This window comes from Streptomyces sp. NPDC089799 (genome assembly GCF_040684755.1).
GTDB lineage: Bacteria > Actinomycetota > Actinomycetes > Streptomycetales > Streptomycetaceae > Streptomyces.
This window is the reverse complement of record NZ_JBFBGR010000006.1, coordinates 1-20,402: the sequence shown is the minus strand read 5'-3', so window position 1 is coordinate 20,402 and position 20,402 is coordinate 1. Positions and strand designations below refer to the sequence as shown.

13 protein-coding genes are annotated in these 20,402 nt (G+C 67.3%); 12 read left to right on the top strand and 1 reads right to left on the bottom strand.

Annotation, left to right across the window (positions count from 1 at the left end; genetic code table 11):
* Nucleotides 1-15 precede the first annotated feature (15 nt).
* The 8 genes from nusG to AB0O36_RS07470 all read left to right on the top strand — a co-directional run bounded on the left by nusG (nt 16) and on the right by AB0O36_RS07470 (nt 12,758).
* Complete coding sequence (nusG, locus tag AB0O36_RS07505) at nt 16-921, top strand: transcription termination/antitermination protein NusG (RefSeq protein ID WP_365105487.1); 906 nt, start codon at nt 16-18, stop codon at nt 919-921.
* Nucleotides 922-1,087: 166 nt separating this feature from the next.
* Complete coding sequence (gene rplK, locus AB0O36_RS07500; protein WP_365105484.1) at nt 1,088-1,522, top strand: 50S ribosomal protein L11; 435 nt, start codon at nt 1,088-1,090, stop codon at nt 1,520-1,522.
* Nucleotides 1,523-1,610: 88 nt separating this feature from the next.
* Complete coding sequence (gene rplA / locus AB0O36_RS07495; protein ID WP_365105481.1) at nt 1,611-2,339, top strand: 50S ribosomal protein L1; 729 nt, start codon at nt 1,611-1,613, stop codon at nt 2,337-2,339.
* Nucleotides 2,340-2,508: 169 nt separating this feature from the next.
* Nucleotides 2,509-3,369: a hypothetical protein gene (locus AB0O36_RS07490; RefSeq protein ID WP_365105478.1), complete on the top strand. Its 861-nt coding sequence runs from the start codon at nt 2,509-2,511 to the stop codon at nt 3,367-3,369.
* A 329-nt stretch (nt 3,370-3,698) separates the two neighbouring features.
* Entirely contained in the window at nt 3,699-4,229 is a 531-nt protein-coding gene (gene rplJ / locus AB0O36_RS07485) for a 50S ribosomal protein L10 (RefSeq protein ID WP_365105475.1), read from the top strand.
* Between the two features lie 111 nt (nt 4,230-4,340).
* Entirely contained in the window at nt 4,341-4,724 is a 384-nt protein-coding gene (gene rplL / locus AB0O36_RS07480) for a 50S ribosomal protein L7/L12 (protein ID WP_365105473.1), read from the top strand.
* A gap of 555 nt (nt 4,725-5,279) precedes the next feature.
* Nucleotides 5,280-8,762 carry a DNA-directed RNA polymerase subunit beta gene (gene rpoB, locus AB0O36_RS07475; RefSeq protein ID WP_365105471.1) on the top strand — a complete coding sequence of 1,161 codons (3,483 nt, stop codon included), beginning with the start codon at nt 5,280-5,282 and terminating at the stop codon, nt 8,760-8,762.
* 96 nt (nt 8,763-8,858) lie between these two features.
* Nucleotides 8,859-12,758 (top strand): DNA-directed RNA polymerase subunit beta', encoded by a 3,900-nt coding sequence (locus AB0O36_RS07470; RefSeq protein WP_365105468.1) that lies wholly within the window; start codon nt 8,859-8,861, stop codon nt 12,756-12,758.
* Between the two features lie 195 nt (nt 12,759-12,953).
* On the opposite strand, the gene AB0O36_RS07465 is transcribed toward AB0O36_RS07470, so the two are convergent.
* On the bottom strand, nt 12,954-15,404 hold the full coding sequence (locus tag AB0O36_RS07465; RefSeq protein WP_365105465.1) for a YfhO family protein: 2,451 nt from the start codon (nt 15,402-15,404) through the stop codon (nt 12,954-12,956).
* Nucleotides 15,405-15,722: 318 nt separating this feature from the next.
* On the opposite strand from AB0O36_RS07465, the gene rpsL reads away from it, so the two are divergent.
* The 4 genes from rpsL to tuf all read left to right on the top strand — a co-directional run bounded on the left by rpsL (nt 15,723) and on the right by tuf (nt 20,080).
* The gene (gene rpsL / locus AB0O36_RS07460) at nt 15,723-16,094 is read left to right on the top strand and encodes a 30S ribosomal protein S12 (protein WP_007265893.1); all 372 of its coding nucleotides are present in this window, start codon (nt 15,723-15,725) and stop codon (nt 16,092-16,094) included.
* Nucleotides 16,095-16,096: 2 nt separating this feature from the next.
* Nucleotides 16,097-16,567, top strand: a complete 471-nt coding sequence (gene rpsG, locus AB0O36_RS07455) for a 30S ribosomal protein S7 (protein ID WP_109778523.1) — start codon at nt 16,097-16,099, stop codon at nt 16,565-16,567.
* A gap of 39 nt (nt 16,568-16,606) precedes the next feature.
* Nucleotides 16,607-18,736 (top strand): elongation factor G, encoded by a 2,130-nt coding sequence (fusA, locus tag AB0O36_RS07450; RefSeq protein WP_365105462.1) that lies wholly within the window; start codon nt 16,607-16,609, stop codon nt 18,734-18,736.
* A 150-nt stretch (nt 18,737-18,886) separates the two neighbouring features.
* Nucleotides 18,887-20,080 carry an elongation factor Tu gene (gene tuf, locus AB0O36_RS07445; protein ID WP_365105459.1) on the top strand — a complete coding sequence of 398 codons (1,194 nt, stop codon included), beginning with the start codon at nt 18,887-18,889 and terminating at the stop codon, nt 20,078-20,080.
* The last annotated feature ends 322 nt before the right edge of the window (nt 20,081-20,402 follow it).

Below are 20,402 nucleotides of genomic sequence, written 5' to 3'. Positions count from 1 at the left end.
GAAGAAGCCGCCACCGTGTCTGACCCGAACCTGAACGTGAGCCACGACTCCGTCGAGTCCGTCGAGGACGAGCTCGACATCGTCGAGGCGGCGGACGCTGTGGACCCCGACGAGGCCGAGGCCGCCGACATCGAGGCCGGCGAGCCCGCCGAGGAAGCCGCGCTGCACACCGAGGACGAGGCTGCCGACGAGGACGCCGAGACCGAGGACGCCGACGAGGACGAGACCGACGAGGTCGAGACCGACGAGGTCGAGGCCGTCGAGGCGGAGGCGGAGGAGGCCCCCGAGGAGCCGGCCGAGCCGGTCGACCCGGAGCAGGCCCTGCGCGAGGAGCTCCGCACCCTCCCCGGCGAGTGGTACGTGATCCACACCTACGCGGGCTACGAGAAGCGCGTGAAGGCCAACCTGGAGCAGCGCGCCGTCTCGCTGAACGTCGAGGAGTTCATCTACCAGGCCGAGGTGCCCGAGGAAGAGATCGTCCAGATCAAGAACGGCGAGCGCAAGAACGTCCGGCAGAACAAGCTGCCCGGCTACGTGCTCGTCCGCATGGACCTGACGAACGAGTCCTGGGGCGTCGTCCGGAACACCCCGGGCGTCACCGGCTTCGTGGGCAACGCCTACGACCCGTACCCGCTGACCCTGGACGAGATCGTCAAGATGCTCGCCCCGGAGGCCAAGGAGAAGGCCGCCAAGGCCGCCGCGGAGGAGGCCGGTCTGCCGGCGCCCGCCGTCAAGCGCGAGATCCAGGTCCTGGACTTCGAGGTCGGCGACTCCGTCACCGTCACCGACGGCCCCTTCGCCACCCTGCAGGCGACCATCAACGAGATCAACCCGGACTCCAAGAAGGTCAAGGGCCTCGTCGAGATCTTCGGCCGGGAGACCCCGGTCGAGCTCAGCTTCGACCAGATCCAGAAGAACTGACCTTCTGGCCCACAGTCGTCCGAACAGGTCGGACCGCCCCGCAAAGGGCGGTCTGACCTGCTCGGTTTTAAGCCTCGCACCGATACCCGTTATCGTGGTGCGGTATGCCTCCATCCGGATGACCGGCTGGCGGCTGGAAAACTCTCACTAGGACCCGGAGAGAGCAATGCCTCCCAAGAAGAAGAAGATCACGGGGCTTATCAAGCTCCAGATCAACGCCGGTGCGGCCAACCCGGCCCCGCCGGTCGGCCCCGCGCTGGGTCAGCACGGCGTCAACATCATGGAGTTCTGCAAGGCCTACAACGCCGCGACCGAGTCGCAGCGTGGCATGGTCGTGCCGGTGGAGATCACGGTCTACGAGGACCGTACCTTCACCTTCGTCACCAAGACTCCGCCGGCCGCCCGCCTGATCCTCAAGGCCGCGGGTGTGGAGAAGGGCTCCGGCGAGCCCCACAAGACCAAGGTCGCCAAGCTGACGCGCGACCAGGTCCGGGAGATCGCCACCACCAAGATGCCCGACCTGAACGCCAACGACCTCGACGCCGCCGAGAAGATCATCGCCGGCACCGCCCGCTCCATGGGCATCACCGTCGAGGGCTGAGTTCAGCCCCCTGCAGTACCCAGTGGTAGGACCAAGCGCTGGTCCGCACCACGACTCCACACCTGAAGCAACAAATACAGGAGCAGAAGTGAAGCGCAGCAAGACTCTCCGCGCTGCGGACGCCAAGATCGACCGGGAGAAGCAGTACGCCCCGCTCGAGGCCGTCCGTCTGGCCAAGGAGCTCTCGTCCGTCAAGTTCGACGCGACCGTCGAGGTGGCCTTCCGCCTGGGTGTTGACCCGCGCAAGGCCGACCAGATGGTCCGTGGCACCGTGAACCTCCCGCACGGCACCGGCAAGACCGCCCGGGTCCTGGTCTTCGCGACCGGTGACCGTGCTGCGGCCGCGGAGGCCGCCGGCGCCGACATCGTCGGCTCCGACGAGCTGATCGACGAGATCGCCAAGGGCAACCGCCTGAACGAGTTCGACGCGGTTGTCGCCACCCCGGACCTCATGGGCAAGGTCGGCCGCCTCGGCCGCGTGCTCGGTCCGCGTGGCCTGATGCCGAACCCGAAGACCGGCACCGTCACCATGGACGTCGCCAAGGCCGTCACCGAGATCAAGGGTGGCAAGATCGAGTTCCGCGTCGACAAGCACTCGAACCTGCACTTCATCATCGGCAAGGTCTCCTTCTCCGATGACCAGCTGGTCGAGAACTACGGCGCGGCCCTGGACGAGATCCTGCGTCTGAAGCCGTCCGCCGCGAAGGGCCGGTACCTCAAGAAGGCCGCCCTGACCACCACGATGGGCCCCGGCATCCAGCTGGACCCGAACCGCACCCGGAACCTCCTCGTCGAGGAAGACCCGGCTGCTGTCTGAGCGGGCTGAGCCCCCACGGCTCGCCTGAGTGGCTGAACACGGGCCCTTCGTCCCCCCAGGGGGCGGAGGGCCCGTTTTCGTACCCGGGTGCGAAAATCGGGGGAAAGGCTTGCTACCGGCGCGTAGGGTGCCGGAGCGGGGAAACGCGTACCAAGGGGTGGGGAATCACATGCGCATGCGTCCGAAGACCACGAGGACCGCGGTGGCCGTGCTCACGGCCGTCCTGCTCGCCGGCGGGGCCACGGCCTGCGGCGACAAGAAGGCCGACGGCAAGGCGGCGGACAAGGCCGGCGGGGACCGGCCCGTGGTCACCAAGGTCGAGCCGGCGGCGTACCTGCAGAAGGTGCAGAAGAACTCCGTCGACCTCACCTCGATGCGGTACCGCATGTCCGGCTCCTCCGCCGGACAGAAGATCGAGGGCGAGGCGTCCGTACGCCTCAAGCCGACCGTGGCGATGACCATGAAGATGTCCAACCCGGCGAAGGCCGGCGAGAACATCGACATCCGCCTGATCGACGGGATCATGTACCTCGGCAGCGAGGGCAAGTTCCTGAAGGTCGACCTCAAGACGGCCGACCCCAACGCGGCCAAGCAGCTCGACGCCCTCGGCAACGGCGGCGGCCAGCAGGCGGAGAACCCCGGTGAGCGGGCGAACCAGCTCCAGTCGGCCAAGGACGTCAAGGTGGTCGGCGAGGAGACCGTGGAGGGGAAGAAGACCACCCACCTCAGCGGCACGGTCACCACCGAGGAGATGCGCGCCTCCCTCGCGACGGCCACTCCCGAGCAGAAGGAGAGCCGCGAGAAGTCCCTGAAGCAGCTGGAGTCCCAGGGCATCAAGAGCCTGGCCATGGACATGTGGATCGGCGAGGACAGCCGCCCGGTCCAGGTCCGCACCCGCGGTGAGGGCGCCCAGGGCCCGGTGGACCTCACGATCAAGTTCCTGGACTTCAACCAGCCGGTCGACGTCACCACCCCGCCCGCCGACCAGGTGGTGGACCTCTCCGAGCTCGCCAAGGCCCAGGGCGCCTGATCTTCCGGGTGCCGGCTTCCGGACGCCACCGTCCCGGTGACGCCCGTCCGGTGATGCCCGTCCGGTGCCGCGGTCCGCGGATTTGCATCTGCGGACCGCGGTCCCGTACAGTCTCCATCGAAGCCAAAGACCGCTGGTCGTTGCCGTGCCCGCAAGGGGACGGTGGCCGAAGGATCCGCTGAAAGCGGGCGACCCGCGCAGGTGAATGTGGAAAGGCTCCCGGATTTTCGTCCGGTCGAGCGTTGCCCCGTGCGCCTGCGCCCGGGGCGCTTTGTTTTGTCCAGCCCCTTCTGCGCGGTCCTCATCACCCGGAAGGAGGCCGACGCTCTATGGCAAGGCCCGACAAGGCTGCCGCGGTAGCCGAGCTGGAGGACATGTTCCGCAGCTCGGGCGCCGTTGTGCTGACCGAGTACACGGGTCTCACCGTTGCGCAGCTCAAGACGCTGCGTCGTTCGCTCGGTGAGAACGCCCAGTACGCCGTGGTGAAGAACACGCTGACCAAGATTGCGGCCAACTCGGTCGGGATCTCCGCGCTGGACGAGCACCTTGCTGGTTCGACCGCGGTCGCCTTCGTCACCGGTGACCCGGTGGAGTCGGCGAAGGCTCTGCGTGACTTCGCCAAGGAGAACCCCAAGCTCGTCATCAAGGGCGGTGTCCTTGACGGCAAGGCGCTGTCCGCCGACGACATCAAGAAGCTTGCGGACCTCGAGTCCCGCGAGGTTCTGCTCAGCAAGCTGGCCGGCGCGTTCAAGGGCAAGCAGTCTCAGGCTGCCTCGCTCTTCCAGGCGCTGCCGTCGAAGTTCGTCCGCACTGCGGACGCGCTGCGCGCCAAGCTCGCCGAGCAGGGCGGTGCCGAGTAATTCGGCTCGCGCATTGATCCGCGCCGCCTAGTGCGCGGGTCGTAGCGGGCCGTTACGCCCGCCTTTCGATACATCTCGGCACCAGCCGAATTAGTGGAAGGATCGCCCATCATGGCGAAGCTCTCTCAGGACGACCTGCTCGCTCAGTTCGAGGAGATGACCCTCATCGAGCTCTCCGAGTTCGTGAAGGCCTTCGAGGAGAAGTTCGACGTCACCGCCGCTGCGGCCACCGTCGCCGTTGCCGCCGGCGTCCCGGGTGCCCCGGCCGAGGCCGAGGAGGAGAAGGACGAGTTCGACGTCATCCTCACCGGTGCGGGCGACAAGAAGATCCAGGTCATCAAGGTCGTGCGTGAGCTGACCTCCCTGGGTCTGAAGGAGGCCAAGGACCTCGTCGACGGCACCCCGAAGCCGGTCCTCGAGAAGGTCAACAAGGAGGCCGCTGAGAAGGCCGCCGAGTCCCTCAAGGGCGCCGGTGCCTCCGTCGAGGTCAAGTAACACCTCTGAGGCCGTCTGACGGCCTCTGCGAAGGGCGACCACCCGAAAGGGTGGTCGCCCTTTGACGTATCCGAAGTGCCTGACTTGCCCTGCTCTCGTTGAGGAGTATGGTGATCTTCGTTGCTCCGTCGGCGGGCCCGGTGATGATCCGCACGGAGCAGGGGGCCTTGACGAACGGCACGCGGCGCGCAATTCTCAGGACCGCGCCCAGATCGATCCGGTTCCGAGGCATGGATCGACTACGAAGAGGGCAGTATCGATACGCGCTCTGTGTTCGGGGCGCGCGAGGGTTGCGGCGTTCAACAACACAGGGAAGGTCTTTTGCCGGGCTTCAGAAACCTGGTCTGGACATCAGTGAGCCAAGTGGCTACACTGACCCTTTGCGCTGCCTGTTAGCTGCCCCCTGCCCGTCGCCAGGGGCATGCCCACGCTCAAGCAGACCTGACTGTATGCCTCTGACCTGGCCTTTCGGCCGGAATGGGAAGCATCCCGTCTCCTGTGTCGGCTGGGACCGGTACGCGCGTAGTGAGTCCGAGCCCTCGGAAGGACCCCCTCTTGGCCGCCTCGCGCAACGCCTCGACCAATACGAACAACGGCGCCAGCACCGCCCCGCTGCGCATCTCCTTTGCAAAGATCAAGGAGCCCCTCGAGGTTCCGAACCTCCTGGCGCTGCAGACCGAGAGCTTTGACTGGCTGCTCGGCAACGCCGCCTGGAAGGCTCGGGTCGAGTCTGCCCTTGAGAGTGGACAGGACGTCCCCACCAAGTCCGGTCTGGAAGAGATCTTCGAGGAGATCTCGCCGATCGAGGACTTCTCCGGGTCGATGTCGCTGACCTTCCGCGACCACCGTTTCGAGCCGGCGAAGAACTCCGTCGACGAGTGCAAGGACCGCGACTTCACGTACGCGGCCCCGCTCTTCGTCACGGCCGAGTTCACGAACAACGAGACCGGAGAGATCAAGTCTCAGACGGTCTTCATGGGCGACTTCCCGCTCATGACCAACAAGGGCACCTTCGTCATCAACGGCACCGAGCGTGTCGTGGTGTCGCAGCTCGTCCGTTCCCCCGGTGTCTACTTCGACTCCTCCATCGACAAGACGTCCGACAAGGACATCTTCTCCGCCAAGATCATCCCGTCCCGGGGTGCCTGGCTGGAGATGGAGGTCGACAAGCGCGACATGGTCGGCGTCCGCATCGACCGCAAGCGCAAGCAGTCCGTCACCGTCCTCCTGAAGGCTCTCGGCTGGACCACCGAGCAGATCCTCGAGGAGTTCGGCGAGTACGAGTCCATGCGCGCCACCCTGGAGAAGGACCACACCCAGGGCCAGGACGACGCGCTGCTCGACATCTACCGCAAGCTGCGTCCGGGCGAGCCGCCGACCCGTGAGGCCGCGCAGACGCTGCTCGAGAACCTGTACTTCAACCCGAAGCGCTACGACCTCGCGAAGGTCGGCCGCTACAAGGTCAACAAGAAGCTCGGGGCCGACGAGCCGCTCGACGCCGGTGTCCTCACCACCGACGACGTCATCGCGACGATCCGCTACCTCGTGAAGCTCCACGCGGGCGAGGTCGAGACCGTCGGTGAGAACGGCACCAACATCGTGGTCGAGGTCGACGACATCGACCACTTCGGCAACCGTCGTCTGCGCAACGTCGGCGAGCTCATCCAGAACCAGGTCCGCACCGGCCTGGCTCGCATGGAGCGCGTCGTCCGCGAGCGCATGACCACCCAGGACGTCGAGGCGATCACGCCGCAGACCCTGATCAACATCCGGCCGGTCGTCGCCTCCATCAAGGAGTTCTTCGGCACCAGCCAGCTGTCGCAGTTCATGGACCAGAACAACCCGCTGTCGGGTCTGACGCACAAGCGTCGTCTCTCGGCGCTGGGTCCCGGCGGTCTCTCCCGTGAGCGGGCCGGCTTCGAGGTCCGTGACGTGCACCCGTCGCACTACGGCCGCATGTGTCCGATCGAGACCCCCGAAGGCCCGAACATCGGTCTGATCGGCTCGCTCGCCTCCTACGGCCGCGTCAACGCGTTCGGTTTCGTCGAGACCCCGTACCGCAAGGTCGTCGAGGGCCAGGTCACCGACGAGGTCGACTACCTGACCGCCGACGAGGAAGACCGCTTCGTCATCGCCCAGGCCAACGCCGGCCTGTCCGACGACATGCGCTTCACCGAGAACCGCGTGCTGGTCCGCCGTCGTGGCGGCGAGATCGACTACATCGCCGGCGACGACGTCGACTACATGGACGTCTCCCCGCGCCAGATGGTGTCCGTCGCGACCGCGATGATCCCCTTCCTCGAGCACGACGACGCCAACCGCGCGCTCATGGGCGCGAACATGATGCGCCAGGCCGTTCCGCTCATCAAGGCGGAGGCCCCGCTCGTCGGCACCGGCATGGAGTACCGCTGTGCCGTCGACGCCGGCGACTCCATCAAGGCGGAGAAGGACGGTGTCGTCCAGGAGGTCTCGGCCGACTACATCACCGTCGCCAACGACGACGGCACGTACACCACGTACCGCGTCGCCAAGTTCAACCGCTCCAACCAGGGCACCTCGGTCAACCAGAAGGTCATCGTCAACGAGGGCGACCGGATCGTCGAGTCCCAGGTCCTCGCCGACGGCCCGGCGACCGAAGAGGGCGAGATGGCCCTCGGCAAGAACCTGCTCGTGGCGTTCATGCCGTGGGAGGGTCACAACTACGAGGACGCGATCATCCTGTCGCAGCGCCTCGTGCAGGACGACGTCCTCTCCTCGATCCACATCGAGGAGCACGAGGTCGACGCCCGTGACACCAAGCTCGGCCCCGAGGAGATCACCCGGGACATCCCGAACGTCTCCGAGGAGGTCCTCGCCGACCTCGACGAGCGCGGCATCATCCGCATCGGTGCGGACGTCGTCGCCGGCGACATCCTGGTCGGCAAGGTCACCCCGAAGGGCGAGACCGAGCTGACCCCGGAGGAGCGCCTGCTCCGCGCGATCTTCGGTGAGAAGGCCCGCGAGGTCCGTGACACCTCCCTGAAGGTGCCCCACGGTGAGATCGGCAAGGTCATCGGCGTCCGCGTCTTCGACCGCGAGGAGGGGGACGAGCTTCCCCCGGGCGTGAACCAGCTGGTCCGCGTCTACGTCGCCCAGAAGCGCAAGATCACCGACGGTGACAAGCTCGCCGGCCGCCACGGCAACAAGGGTGTCATCTCCAAGATCCTCCCGATCGAGGACATGCCCTTCCTCGAGGACGGCACCCCGGTCGACATCATCCTGAACCCGCTCGGTGTCCCGTCCCGAATGAACCCGGGACAGGTCCTGGAGATCCACCTCGGCTGGCTCGCCAGCCGCGGCTGGGACGTCTCCGGCCTCGCGGACGAGTGGGCCCAGCGCCTGCAGGCCATCGGCGCCGACCAGGTCGCCCCCGGCACCAACGTCGCCACCCCGGTGTTCGACGGTGCCCGTGAGGACGAGCTCGCCGGCCTCCTGCAGCACACGATCCCGAACCGCGACGGCGAGCGCATGGTGCTCCCGACCGGTAAGGCGCGCCTGTTCGACGGCCGCTCCGGCGAGCCGTTCCCGGACCCGATCTCGGTCGGGTACATGTACATCCTCAAGCTCCACCACCTGGTCGACGACAAGCTCCACGCCCGTTCGACCGGTCCGTACTCGATGATCACGCAGCAGCCGCTGGGTGGTAAGGCGCAGTTCGGTGGCCAGCGCTTCGGTGAGATGGAGGTGTGGGCGCTCGAGGCTTATGGCGCCGCTTACGCCCTCCAGGAGCTGCTGACCATCAAGTCCGACGACGTCACCGGCCGAGTGAAGGTCTACGAGGCCATCGTCAAGGGCGAGAACATCCCCGAGCCGGGCATTCCCGAGTCCTTCAAGGTGCTCATCAAGGAAATGCAGTCGCTCTGCCTCAACGTGGAGGTGCTGTCCTCGGACGGCATGTCCATCGAGATGCGCGACACCGACGAGGACGTCTTCCGCGCGGCGGAGGAGCTCGGTATCGACCTGTCCCGGCGCGAGCCGAGCAGCGTCGAAGAGGTCTGACGGGCCTGGCGGGGGCTCCCACGAGGAGCCCCCGCCATCCCCGGGACCGTTCAGACCATGATTGAGACACGACCCCGAAAGAGGGATTGACGCACAGTGCTCGACGTCAACTTCTTCGACGAGCTGCGGATCGGCCTTGCCACCGCGGACGACATCCGTACCTGGTCCCACGGCGAGGTCAAGAAGCCGGAGACCATCAACTACCGCACCCTGAAGCCCGAAAAGGACGGACTCTTCTGCGAGAAGATCTTCGGTCCGACCCGGGACTGGGAGTGCTACTGCGGCAAGTACAAGCGTGTCCGCTTCAAGGGCATCATCTGTGAGCGCTGTGGCGTCGAGGTCACCCGCGCCAAGGTGCGCCGTGAGCGGATGGGCCACATCGAGCTGGCCGCTCCCGTCACCCACATCTGGTACTTCAAGGGCGTCCCGTCGCGCCTGGGCTACCTGCTGGACCTCGCGCCGAAGGACCTCGAGAAGGTCATCTACTTCGCCGCGTACATGATCACGTTCGTCGACGACGAGCGCCGTCAGCGCGACCTGCCGTCGCTGGAGGCCCACGTCTCCGTCGAGCGCCAGCAGATCGAGAACCGCCGCGACTCCGACCTGGAGGCCCGCGCCAAGAAGCTCGAGACCGACCTGGCCGAGCTCGAGGCCGAGGGCGCCAAGGCCGATGTGCGCCGCAAGGTGCGCGAGGGCGCCGAGCGCGAGATGAAGCAGCTCCGCGACCGCTCCCAGCGCGAGATCGACCGCCTGGACGAGGTCTGGAACCGCTTCAAGAACCTCAAGGTCCAGGACCTGGAGGGCGACGAGCTCCTCTACCGCGAGCTGCGTGACCGCTTCGGCACGTACTTCGACGGCTCGATGGGTGCCGCGGCGCTGCAGAAGCGCCTGGAGTCCTTCGACCTGGAGGAGGAGGCCGAGCGCCTCCGCGAGATCATCCGCACCGGCAAGGGCCAGAAGAAGACCCGCGCGCTCAAGCGCCTCAAGGTCGTCTCCGCGTTCCTGCAGACCAGCAACAGCCCCAAGGGCATGGTCCTGGACTGCGTCCCGGTCATCCCGCCGGACCTGCGTCCGATGGTGCAGCTGGACGGTGGCCGCTTCGCGACCTCCGACCTGAACGACCTGTACCGCCGCGTCATCAACCGCAACAACCGCCTGAAGCGCCTTCTCGACCTCGGTGCCCCCGAGATCATCGTGAACAACGAGAAGCGCATGCTCCAGGAGGCCGTGGACGCGCTCTTCGACAACGGTCGTCGCGGCCGCCCGGTGACGGGCCCCGGCAACCGCCCGCTGAAGTCCCTCAGCGACATGCTGAAGGGCAAGCAGGGTCGATTCCGTCAGAACCTTCTCGGCAAGCGCGTGGACTACTCCGCGCGTTCCGTGATCGTCGTCGGTCCGCAGCTGAAGCTGCACCAGTGCGGTCTGCCCAAGGCCATGGCGCTGGAGCTCTTCAAGCCGTTCGTGATGAAGCGCCTGGTCGACCTGAACCACGCGCAGAACATCAAGTCGGCCAAGCGCATGGTCGAGCGCGGCCGCACCGTCGTGTACGACGTCCTCGAAGAGGTCATCGCCGAGCACCCGGTGCTGCTGAACCGTGCGCCCACGCTGCACCGCCTCGGCATCCAGGCCTTCGAGCCGCAGCTGGTCGAGGGCAAGGCCATCCAGATCCACCCGCTCGTCTGCACCGCGTTCAACGCAGACTTCGACGGTGACCAGATGGCCGTGCACCTGCCGCTGTCCGCGGAGGCGCAGGCCGAGGCCCGCATCCTGATGCTGTCCTCGAACAACATCCTCAAGCCGGCCGACGGCCGTCCGGTGACGATGCCGACCCAGGACATGGTCCTCGGTCTGTTCTTCCTCACCACCGACAGCGAGCTCCGGAACGTCAAGGGCGAGGGCCGTTCCTTCGGCTCCACCGCCGAGGCGATCATGGCGTTCGACGCCGGCGAGCTCTCGCTGCAGTCGGCCGTCGACATCCGCTTCCCGGTGGGCACCATCCCGCCGCGCGGCTGGGTCCCCCCGGTCGCCGAGGAGGGTGAGCAGGAGTTCCAGCCGGGCGACAGCTTCCGTCTGAAGACCACGCTGGGCCGTGCGCTCTTCAACGAGCTGCTGCCCGAGGACTACCCGTTCGTCGACTACTCGGTGGGCAAGAAGCAGCTCTCCGAGATCGTCAACGACCTGGCCGAGCGCTACCCCAAGGTCATCGTGGCGGCGACGCTCGACAACCTGAAGGCGTCCGGCTTCCACTGGGCGACCCGTTCCGGCGTCACCGTGGCCATCTCCGACGTCGTCGTGCCTGAGGCGAAGAAGGAGATCGTCGCGGGCTACGAGGCCCAGGACGAGAAGGTCCAGAAGCAGTACGAGCGCGGTCTGATCACCAAGGACGAGCGCACGCAGGAGCTCATCGCGATCTGGACCAAGGCGACCAACGAGGTTGCCGAGGCGATGAACGCGAACTTCCCCAAGACCAACCCCATCTTCATGATGGTTGACTCGGGTGCCCGAGGAAACATGATGCAGATGCGGCAGATCGCCGGTATGCGTGGTCTGGTGTCGAACGCGAAGAACGAGACCATCCCGCGTCCGATCAAGGCGTCCTTCCGCGAGGGCCTGTCCGTGCTGGAGTACTTCATCTCCACCCACGGTGCCCGTAAGGGTCTGGCGGACACCGCCCTGCGTACCGCCGACTCGGGTTACCTGACCCGTCGTCTGGTGGACGTCTCGCAGGACGTGATCATCCGCGAGGAGGACTGCGGTACCGAGCGCGGCCTGAAGCTGAAGATCGCCGTCCGCGGCGAGGACGGCGTGCTGCGCAAGGCCGACGACGTCGAGACCTCGGTCTACGCCCGCATGCTGGCCGAGGACGTCGTCATCGACGGCAAGGTCATCGCGCCGGCCAACGTCGACCTCGGTGACGTCCTGATCGACGCCCTGGTCGCCAACGGCGTCGAGGAGGTCAAGACCCGCTCGGTCCTGACCTGTGAGTCCGCGGTCGGCACCTGTGCCTTCTGCTACGGCCGCTCGCTGGCCACCGGCAAGCTGGTCGACATCGGTGAGGCGGTCGGCATCATCGCCGCCCAGTCCATCGGTGAGCCCGGTACCCAGCTGACGATGCGTACCTTCCACACCGGTGGTGTGGCCGGTGACGACATCACCCAGGGTCTGCCCCGTGTCGTCGAGCTCTTCGAGGCCCGTACGCCGAAGGGTGTCGCCCCGATCTCCGAGGCCGCCGGCCGCGTGCGGATCGAGGAGACCGAGAAGACCAAGAAGATCGTCATCACGCCGGACGACGGCTCCGAGGAGACCGCCTTCCCGATCTCGAAGCGTGCGCGCGTCGAGGTCGCCGAGGGCGACCACGTCGAGGTCGGCCAGAAGCTGACCGCCGGTGCGACCAACCCGCACGACGTGCTGCGCATCCTCGGCCAGCGTGCGGTCCAGGTCCACCTGGTCGGCGAAGTCCAGAAGGTCTACAACTCGCAGGGCGTGTCGATCCACGACAAGCACATCGAGATCATCATCCGGCAGATGCTGCGCCGCGTGACGATCATCGAGTCCGGTGACGCGGAGCTCCTGCCGGGCGAGCTCGTCGAGCGCTCGAAGTTCGAGACCGAGAACCGTCGTGTGGTCACCGAGGGCGGTCACCCCGCCTCCGGCCGTCCGCAGCTGATGGGTATCACCAAGGCCTCGCTGGCGACGGAATCCTGGCTGTCGGCCGCCTCCTTCCAGGAGACGACCCGAGTTCTGACGGACGCGGCGATCAACGCCAAGTCCGACAGCCTCATCGGCCTCAAGGAGAACGTCATCATCGGTAAGCTCATCCCGGCCGGTACGGGTCTGTCCCGCTACCGCAACATCCGGGTGGAGCCCACCGAGGAGGCGAAGGCCGCGATGTACTCGGCCGTCGGCTACGACGACATCGACTACTCGCCCTTCGGCACCGGCTCCGGCCAGGCGGTCCCGCTGGAGGACTACGACTACGGCCCCTACAACGGCTGACGTAGTCAGCCGATAGGACACAGCACGGCTGAGGTCTGAGGCACTGAGGCGAAGCCCCCGTCAGCTCCGAGAGGAGCCGGCGGGGGCTTCGTCGTACACGGTGCCCCTCTCCCTCTCGCCCTCCTCCCGTCCCGGTGTACGGAAGAGCCCCCGGTCGTGGTCGACCGGGGGCTCTCTCCGTGGCGGGCGGCCGGGCTACGCGGCCGCGGTGACCGCGGGCCGCTCCTCGGCTGCGCCCTCCGGCGCACCCGGCCGGCCGCGGCGGCGGGCGACCACGGTCACCGTGATCAGGGCCGCCAGCGCCAGCCCGGCCGCGGCGAGGCCGGGGAGGAAGCCCTTCGGGGTGAAGGTGCAGGAGACCTTCTCGGCGCCGGCCGGGACGTCCAGGGCGACCAGGCCGTGGAAGGGCTTCATCGGGGCGGAGCACTGCCAGCCGGGGGCCGCCGTCATGGCGAAGACCGCGGTGCCGCGGGTCCCCTTCGGGAGGGTGGCCTCGATGCCGTGGCCGCCGACGCGGACCGAGGTGGCGCCGGTGCGGGTGAGCTGCCGGACCCTGGTGGCCACCTCATCCCCGGACGTGCAGGCGATCGGGTGCTCGGGGGCCGTCGCCCCGCTCCTGGTGCGGACGGCGACGCCGACCCGGCCGTCGGCGGGGACGGTGCCCAGCTTCAGGACGCCGGTCTCCCGGTCCTTCAGGACCCGGTCGGTGCCGCCGGAGCGGAGCGTGCCCGCCACCGCGGGGGAGTACCAGAAGGCCACCGATCCGGGGGTGCAGGTCGCCGTGTAGACCTGGTCCGACATGCTGCCGCTGCGGAGGGTGCGCGGCACCTGGTACACGGTGGCCCCCAGCGCGTTCTCCTGGTTCGCCCAAACGGTGCCGGCCGGGTTCGGGGACGTGAACGGTGCGTCCCGGACGGTCACCAGCGGGGGAGCGGGGAACTTCGTGCCCCGCCAGGCGCTCTTTTCCCCCGGCACGGGGGAGACCCGGGCGCCGACGGAGAAGATCGCGTCGAGGACGGGGTTGTCGGAGCCGAAGAAGGTCCGGCCGTCGTTCTTGTAGCCGTAGCCCAGGGGTTCGAGCGCCCGGTACGTGACCTCGGGCAGGTAGCTGCTGTAGTACTGCGGGCCTTCCGCGCGGAGGGCCAGGGCGTCGTTGTACGCGGTCTGCGGCTCACCGGAATCGGTCCGGTATGCGGGCCAGCCGTCCACCTGCCGGACCGCCTCGAAGTGGTTCGTGATCGACCGGTTCGAGGTCACGGCCGGCTTCGCCCAGCGTTCCCGGGCCCGCTTCTCGTCGGCGTTGAAGGCCGACAGGGCGGACTCGCCGAAGACCACCGCGACCATCAGGACGGCGGCGAGGGGCACCAGGGCGCGGCGCCGCTCGCCCAGCCGCAGCAGGACCAGCGCGAGCAGCGAGAGCGATCCGCCGCCGAGGACGGCGTACCAGGTCTCCACGGAGAAGTCGTTCGTGCCGCGGAGCAGGAACGTGGCGAGCACCAGCATCCCGGCGGTGAGCGCCAGGTGCAGCGGTCGCGGCCGTGCCGCCAGCGACATCCAGGCCAGGACCACCAGCAGCGCGCTGAAGACGAAGGCCTCGCGGTAGGGGTTGCCGTTCGGCACCGCCAGGCCGTGCCAGACGTACTGGGTGGGCGGGAACTGGAAGGAGGCCGCGACCAGGACGGTGGACAGGCCCCAGACGAGCCGGGCCTTCCTCGCGACACGCGTGTTGAGCAGGAAGGAGCCGGCCAGGATCAGGCCCAGCGAGGCGATGTAGAGCCGGGGCCGGCCGCCCCACAGGTGGGTGGCCGGCAGCATCCCGGTGAGGAACACGTCCAGCCGCTGCGGGTCGAACTCGGCCGCTTTCGTGGGCTGGGCCGCACCGCTGGAGAGGAAGGACGGGAGCAGCAGCGGGAGGGTCAGGGCGATGCCCGCTCCGGCCGCGGTCGCGGCCCGCCACAGCGCCCGGACGCGGTCCCGCCCGGTCATGTCCCGAGTGATGAGACGGATGACCAGAATGACGCTGACGGCCATCGTCGCCATCATCGCCGTGTAGAAGTTGCCCAGCCAGGCGAGCGCCACCAGTGCGCCCGCGGCCGGCCAGCGCCGCTGCTCCAGGCACCACTCCACCGCGATGCCCAGCAGCGGGAGGGCCGCCAGGCCCCACAGCCACATCGGGATGTACGAGGCGTCGCTGAGCGCCCACCCGCACAGGCCGTACGTGGCGCCCAGCACCCCGCGCTGCCACCACGGGCCCGGCACCAGCCGGCCCAGGTACACCGCCATCACCGCGGCCGCGAAACCCATGGTGACCGGGGTGACCAGGAAGACCGCGAGGTCGACGTGGGCCCGCGGCACCAGCACCGTCAGCCAGGAGAACGGGTTGCCGAGGTAGGTGTGGTAGTCGGACAGGAACTGCTGTCCGAAGCCGCCGCGCCAGGTGAAGAGGAGGTCTCCGGCCGCCTGCCCGTGCGCCAGGTCCCACAGCGCCCGGTGGAAGGGGACGTACTGGTTCGCCTGGTCGTTGAGGGCCCGCCCGGTGTTCCCGAAGGGGAAGCTGCCGCGCCACACCCAGGCCGAGCAGAACGCTGCCGAGGTGATCGCGAAGGCGAGCAGGGGGGCGTACAGCCGCTTGATCCGGCTCGCCAATGCAGTACTCCCTGATGATCGCTATAATGGCCTGTTCGGTAGTTTATGCAGCCGATCAGGCGGCGGGCCGGGGCGGTTACCGGGCCCGGGGCATTTGTTTTGACCGGAGTCAGTGCGGTAGGTACGCTCAGACCTTGTGCCTGGGGTGTGCCTGGGCTCCCGCGCGTGTCCATCAACCGCACGAGAGCCGCAGCAGCCGCCGCGATCCGAGTGCGTTTCCGTCTTCACGGAAGCCTGCCGGATCCGACACACCCGACCGCGTGGGTCGGAGAAGTTCCAGGTTAGTTTCACCAACGGCACACAGAAACCGGAGAAGTAGTGCCTACGATCCAGCAGCTGGTCCGTAAGGGCCGGCAGGACAAGGTCGAGAAGACGAAGACGCCCGCGCTTGAGGCTTCGCCTCAGCGCCGTGGCGTCTGCACGCGTGTGTTCACGACCACCCCGAAGAAGCCGAACTCGGCGCTCCGTAAGGTCGCGCGTGTGCGTCTGACCTCCGGCATCGAGGTCACGGCCTACATTCCGGGTGAGGGACACAACCTGCAGGAGCACTCGATCGTGCTCGTGCGTGGTGGCCGTGTGAAGGACCTGCCGGGTGTTCGTTACAAGATCATCCGCGGTGCGCTTGACACCCAGGCTGTCAAGAACCGCAAGCAGGCCCGCAGCCGCTACGGCGCCAAGAAGGAGAAGTAAGAATGCCTCGTAAGGGCCCCGCCCCGAAGCGCCCGGTCATCATCGACCCGGTCTACGCATCTCCTCTGGTGACCTCGCTCATCAACAAGATCCTCCTGGACGGCAAGCGCTCCACCGCCGAGCGCATCGTCTACGGCGCCATGGAAGGCCTCCGCGAGAAGACCGGCAACGACCCGGTCATCACGCTGAAGCGCGCCCTGGAGAACGTCAAGCCGTCCCTCGAGGTCAAGTCCCGCCGTGTCGGTGGCGCGACCTACCAGGTTCCGGTTGAGGTCAAGCCGGGTCGCCAGTCGACCCTCGCGCTGCGCTGGCTCGTGGGTTACTCCCGCGCCCGCCGCGAGAAGACCATGACCGAGCGCCTCATGAACGAGCTCCTCGACGCCTCGAACGGCCTCGGTGCGGCCGTCAAGAAGCGTGAGGACACGCACAAGATGGCCGAGTCCAACAAGGCCTTCGCGCACTACCGCTGGTAGTCGCAGTCCACATCGAGACCGAGAGAAGACTGAAGCCTTATGGCTACCACTTCGCTTGACCTGGCCAAGGTGCGCAACATCGGCATCATGGCCCACATCGACGCGGGCAAGACGACCACCACCGAGCGCATCCTGTTCTACACCGGTGTGTCTTACAAGATCGGTGAGGTCCACGACGGCGCTGCCACGATGGACTGGATGGAGCAGGAGCAGGAGCGCGGCATCACCATCACGTCCGCCGCGACGACCTGCCACTGGCCGCTCGAGGACGTCGACCACACCATCAACATCATCGACACCCCGGGTCACGTGGACTTCACGGTCGAGGTGGAGCGTTCGCTCCGCGTCCTCGACGGTGCCGTCACCGTGTTCGACGGTGTCGCCGGTGTGGAGCCGCAGTCCGAGACGGTGTGGCGTCAGGCCGACCGTTACGGCGTGCCGCGCATCTGCTTCGTCAACAAGCTCGACCGTACCGGTGCCGAGTTCCACCGCTGCGTCGACATGATCAAGGACCGCCTCGGTGCGGTTCCGATCGTCATGCAGCTCCCGATCGGTGCCGAGGCGGACTTCCAGGGCGTTGTCGACCTGGTCCGCATGAAGGCGCTGGTCTGGTCCGCCGAGGCGACCAAGGGCGAGATGTACGACGTCGTCGACATCCCGGCCACCCACGCCGAGGCCGCCGCCGAGTGGCGCGGCCAGCTGCTGGAGACCGTCGCCGAGAACGACGACGAGATGATGGAGCTGTACCTGGGCGGCGAGGAGCCGACCGAGGAGCAGCTGCACCAGGCCGTGCGCCGCATCATCCTCGGCTCCGGCAAGGGCAAGGGCGAGCCCACGATCACCGCGGTGTTCTGTGGCACGGCGTTCAAGAACAAGGGTGTCCAGCCCCTGCTCGACGCGGTCGTCCGCTACCTCCCGTCGCCGCTCGACATCGAGGCCATCGAGGGCCACGACGTCCGCGACGCCGAGACCGTCGTGAAGCGCAAGCCGTCGGACGAGGAGCCCCTCGCCGCGCTCGCGTTCAAGATCATGAGCGACCCGCACCTCGGCAAGCTCACCTTCGTCCGGGTTTACTCGGGCCGCCTGGAGGCCGGCACTGCGGTGCTGAACTCCGTCAAGGGCAAGAAGGAGCGCATCGGCAAGATCTACCGCATGCACGCGAACAAGCGTGAGGAGATCGACTCGGTGGGCGCCGGCGACATCGTCGCCGTGATGGGCCTGAAGCAGACCACCACCGGTGAGACGCTGTGTGACGACAAGCAGCCCGTGATCCTGGAGTCCATGGACTTCCCGGCTCCGGTCATCCAGGTCGCCATCGAGCCCAAGTCCAAGGGTGACCAGGAGAAGCTGGGTGTCGCCATCCAGCGTCTCGCGGAGGAGGACCCCTCCTTCCACGTTCACTCGGACGAGGAGACGGGCCAGACCATCCTCGGCGGTATGGGCGAGCTGCACCTCGAGGTGCTGGTCGACCGTATGAAGCGCGAGTTCAAGGTCGAGGCCAACGTCGGCAAGCCGCAGGTCGCGTACCGCGAGACGATCCGCAAGGCCGTCGAGCGCGTGGACTACACCCACAAGAAGCAGACCGGTGGTACCGGTCAGTTCGCCAAGGTGCAGATCGCGATCGAGCCCATCGAGGCCGGCGAGACCTCGTACGAGTTCGTGAACAAGGTCACCGGTGGCCGCATCCCGAAGGAGTACATCCCTTCGGTGGACGCCGGTGCGCAGGAGGCCATGCAGTTCGGCATCCTGGCCGGCTACGAGATGACCGGCGTGCGCGTCATCCTCCTCGACGGTGCCTACCACGAGGTCGACTCCTCCGAGCTCGCCTTCAAGATCGCCGGTTCGCAGGCGTTCAAGGAGGCCGCGCGCAAGGCTTCTCCCGTGCTCCTCGAGCCGATGATGGCCGTCGAGGTCACCACGCCGGAGGAGTCCATGGGCGACGTCATCGGTGACATCAACTCCCGCCGTGGCCAGATCCAGGCCATGGAGGACCGTCACGGAGCCAAGATCGTCAAGGGCCTCGTGCCGCTTTCGGAGATGTTCGGCTACGTCGGAGACCTCCGTAGCAAGACCTCGGGTCGCGCCAGCTACTCGATGCAGTTCGACTCCTACGCCGAGGTTCCCCGGAACGTCGCCGAGGAGATCATCGCGAAGGCCAAGGGCGAGTAACTCTCCCGAGTTCACGCTTTAGGCTTGTCACCGGAACCTCTGGGGCAACAAGGGCAACCGCTCTTGTTGCCCCGGGGAGCCGGCTTTCCAGCAAAGATCACCTGGCGCCGATGAGTAAGGCGTACAGAACCACTCTCCAGGAGGACCCCCGTGGCGAAGGCGAAGTTCGAGCGGACTAAGCCGCACGTCAACATCGGCACCATCGGTCACATTGACCACGGTAAGACGACCCTCACGGCCGCCATTACCAAGGTGCTGCACGACGCGTACCCGGACCTGAACGAGGCCTCGGCCTTCGACCAGATCGACAAGGCTCCCGAGGAGCGCCAGCGCGGTATCACCATCTCCATCGCGCACGTCGAGTACCAGACCGAGGCGCGTCACTACGCCCACGTCGACTGCCCGGGTCACGCGGACTACATCAAGAACATGATCACCGGTGCCGCGCAGATGGACGGCGCCATCCTCGTGGTCGCCGCCACCGACGGCCCGATGCCGCAGACCAAGGAGCACGTGCTCCTGGCCCGCCAGGTCGGCGTTCCGTACATCGTCGTCGCCCTGAACAAGGCCGACATGGTGGACGACGAGGAGATCCTGGAGCTCGTCGAGCTCGAGGTGCGTGAGCTCCTCTCCGAGTACGAGTTCCCGGGCGACGACGTTCCGGTCGTCCAGGTCTCCGCGCTCAAGGCCCTCGAGGGCGACAAGGAGTGGGGCGAGAAGCTGCTCGGCCTCATGGCCGCGGTGGACGAGGCCATCCCCACCCCCGAGCGTGACGTCGACAAGCCGTTCCTGATGCCCGTCGAGGACGTCTTCACGATCACCGGTCGTGGCACCGTCGTCACCGGTCGTATCGAGCGTGGTCTGCTGAAGGTCAACGAGACCGTTGACATCATCGGCATCAAGGAAGCCAAGACCACCACCACGGTCACCGGCATCGAGATGTTCCGCAAGCTGCTCGACGAGGGCCAGGCCGGTGAGAACGTCGGTCTGCTGCTCCGCGGCATCAAGCGCGAGGACGTCGAGCGCGGCCAGGTCATCATCAAGCCCGGTTCGGTCACGCCGCACACCGAGTTCGAGGCCCAGGCCTACATCCTGTCGAAGGACGAGGGTGGCCGTCACACCCCGTTCTTCAACAACTACCGCCCGCAGTTCTACTTCCGTACCACGGACGTGACCGGCGTCGTGACCCTCCCCGAGGGCACCGAGATGGTCATGCCGGGCGACAACACCGAGATGACGGTCGCGCTGATCCAGCCGGTCGCCATGGAGGAGGGCCTGAAGTTCGCCATCCGTGAGGGTGGCCGGACCGTCGGCGCCGGCCAGGTCATCAAGATCACGAAGTAATTCGTGTTCTGACCTGGTAGCTCAGCAGCAGCAGAGCTCCTGAAGGGCCCCGTCCCACCGCTTCAGCGGCGGGACGGGGCCCTTCGTCGTTGCCGCCGGGCCCGTTGTGTCGGGCTCTGGAGGAGGGGGCGGTCGGCGGGCGGGGGCGGGGGTGTGGTGGGGCTTCGGGTGGGTGGGGTCGGGGGTGTGGTGGGGCTTTGCCTGGAGGGGGTCGGGGGCGTGCCGGTGCTTTGCCGGGACGGAATCGGGGAGGTGCCCGGGGGCTGCCCGTCAGTCCTCACTGTCCTTCCGTGCCGGCCGTCGGCGTCAAGGGCGCTCCTTC

Excerpts from the sequence above, each read along its gene's own strand:
- rplL (WP_365105473.1), top strand. The coding sequence starts at position 4,341 with ATGGCGAAGCTCTCTCAGGACGACCTGCTCGCTCAGTTCGAGGAGATG.
- fusA (WP_365105462.1), top strand. The coding sequence starts at position 16,607 with ATGGCTACCACTTCGCTTGACCTGGCCAAGGTGCGCAACATCGGCATC.
- rplK (WP_365105484.1), top strand. The coding sequence starts at position 1,088 with ATGCCTCCCAAGAAGAAGAAGATCACGGGGCTTATCAAGCTCCAGATC.
- rpsG (WP_109778523.1), top strand. The coding sequence starts at position 16,097 with ATGCCTCGTAAGGGCCCCGCCCCGAAGCGCCCGGTCATCATCGACCCG.
- rplJ (WP_365105475.1), top strand. The coding sequence starts at position 3,699 with ATGGCAAGGCCCGACAAGGCTGCCGCGGTAGCCGAGCTGGAGGACATG.
- AB0O36_RS07490 (WP_365105478.1), top strand. The coding sequence starts at position 2,509 with ATGCGCATGCGTCCGAAGACCACGAGGACCGCGGTGGCCGTGCTCACG.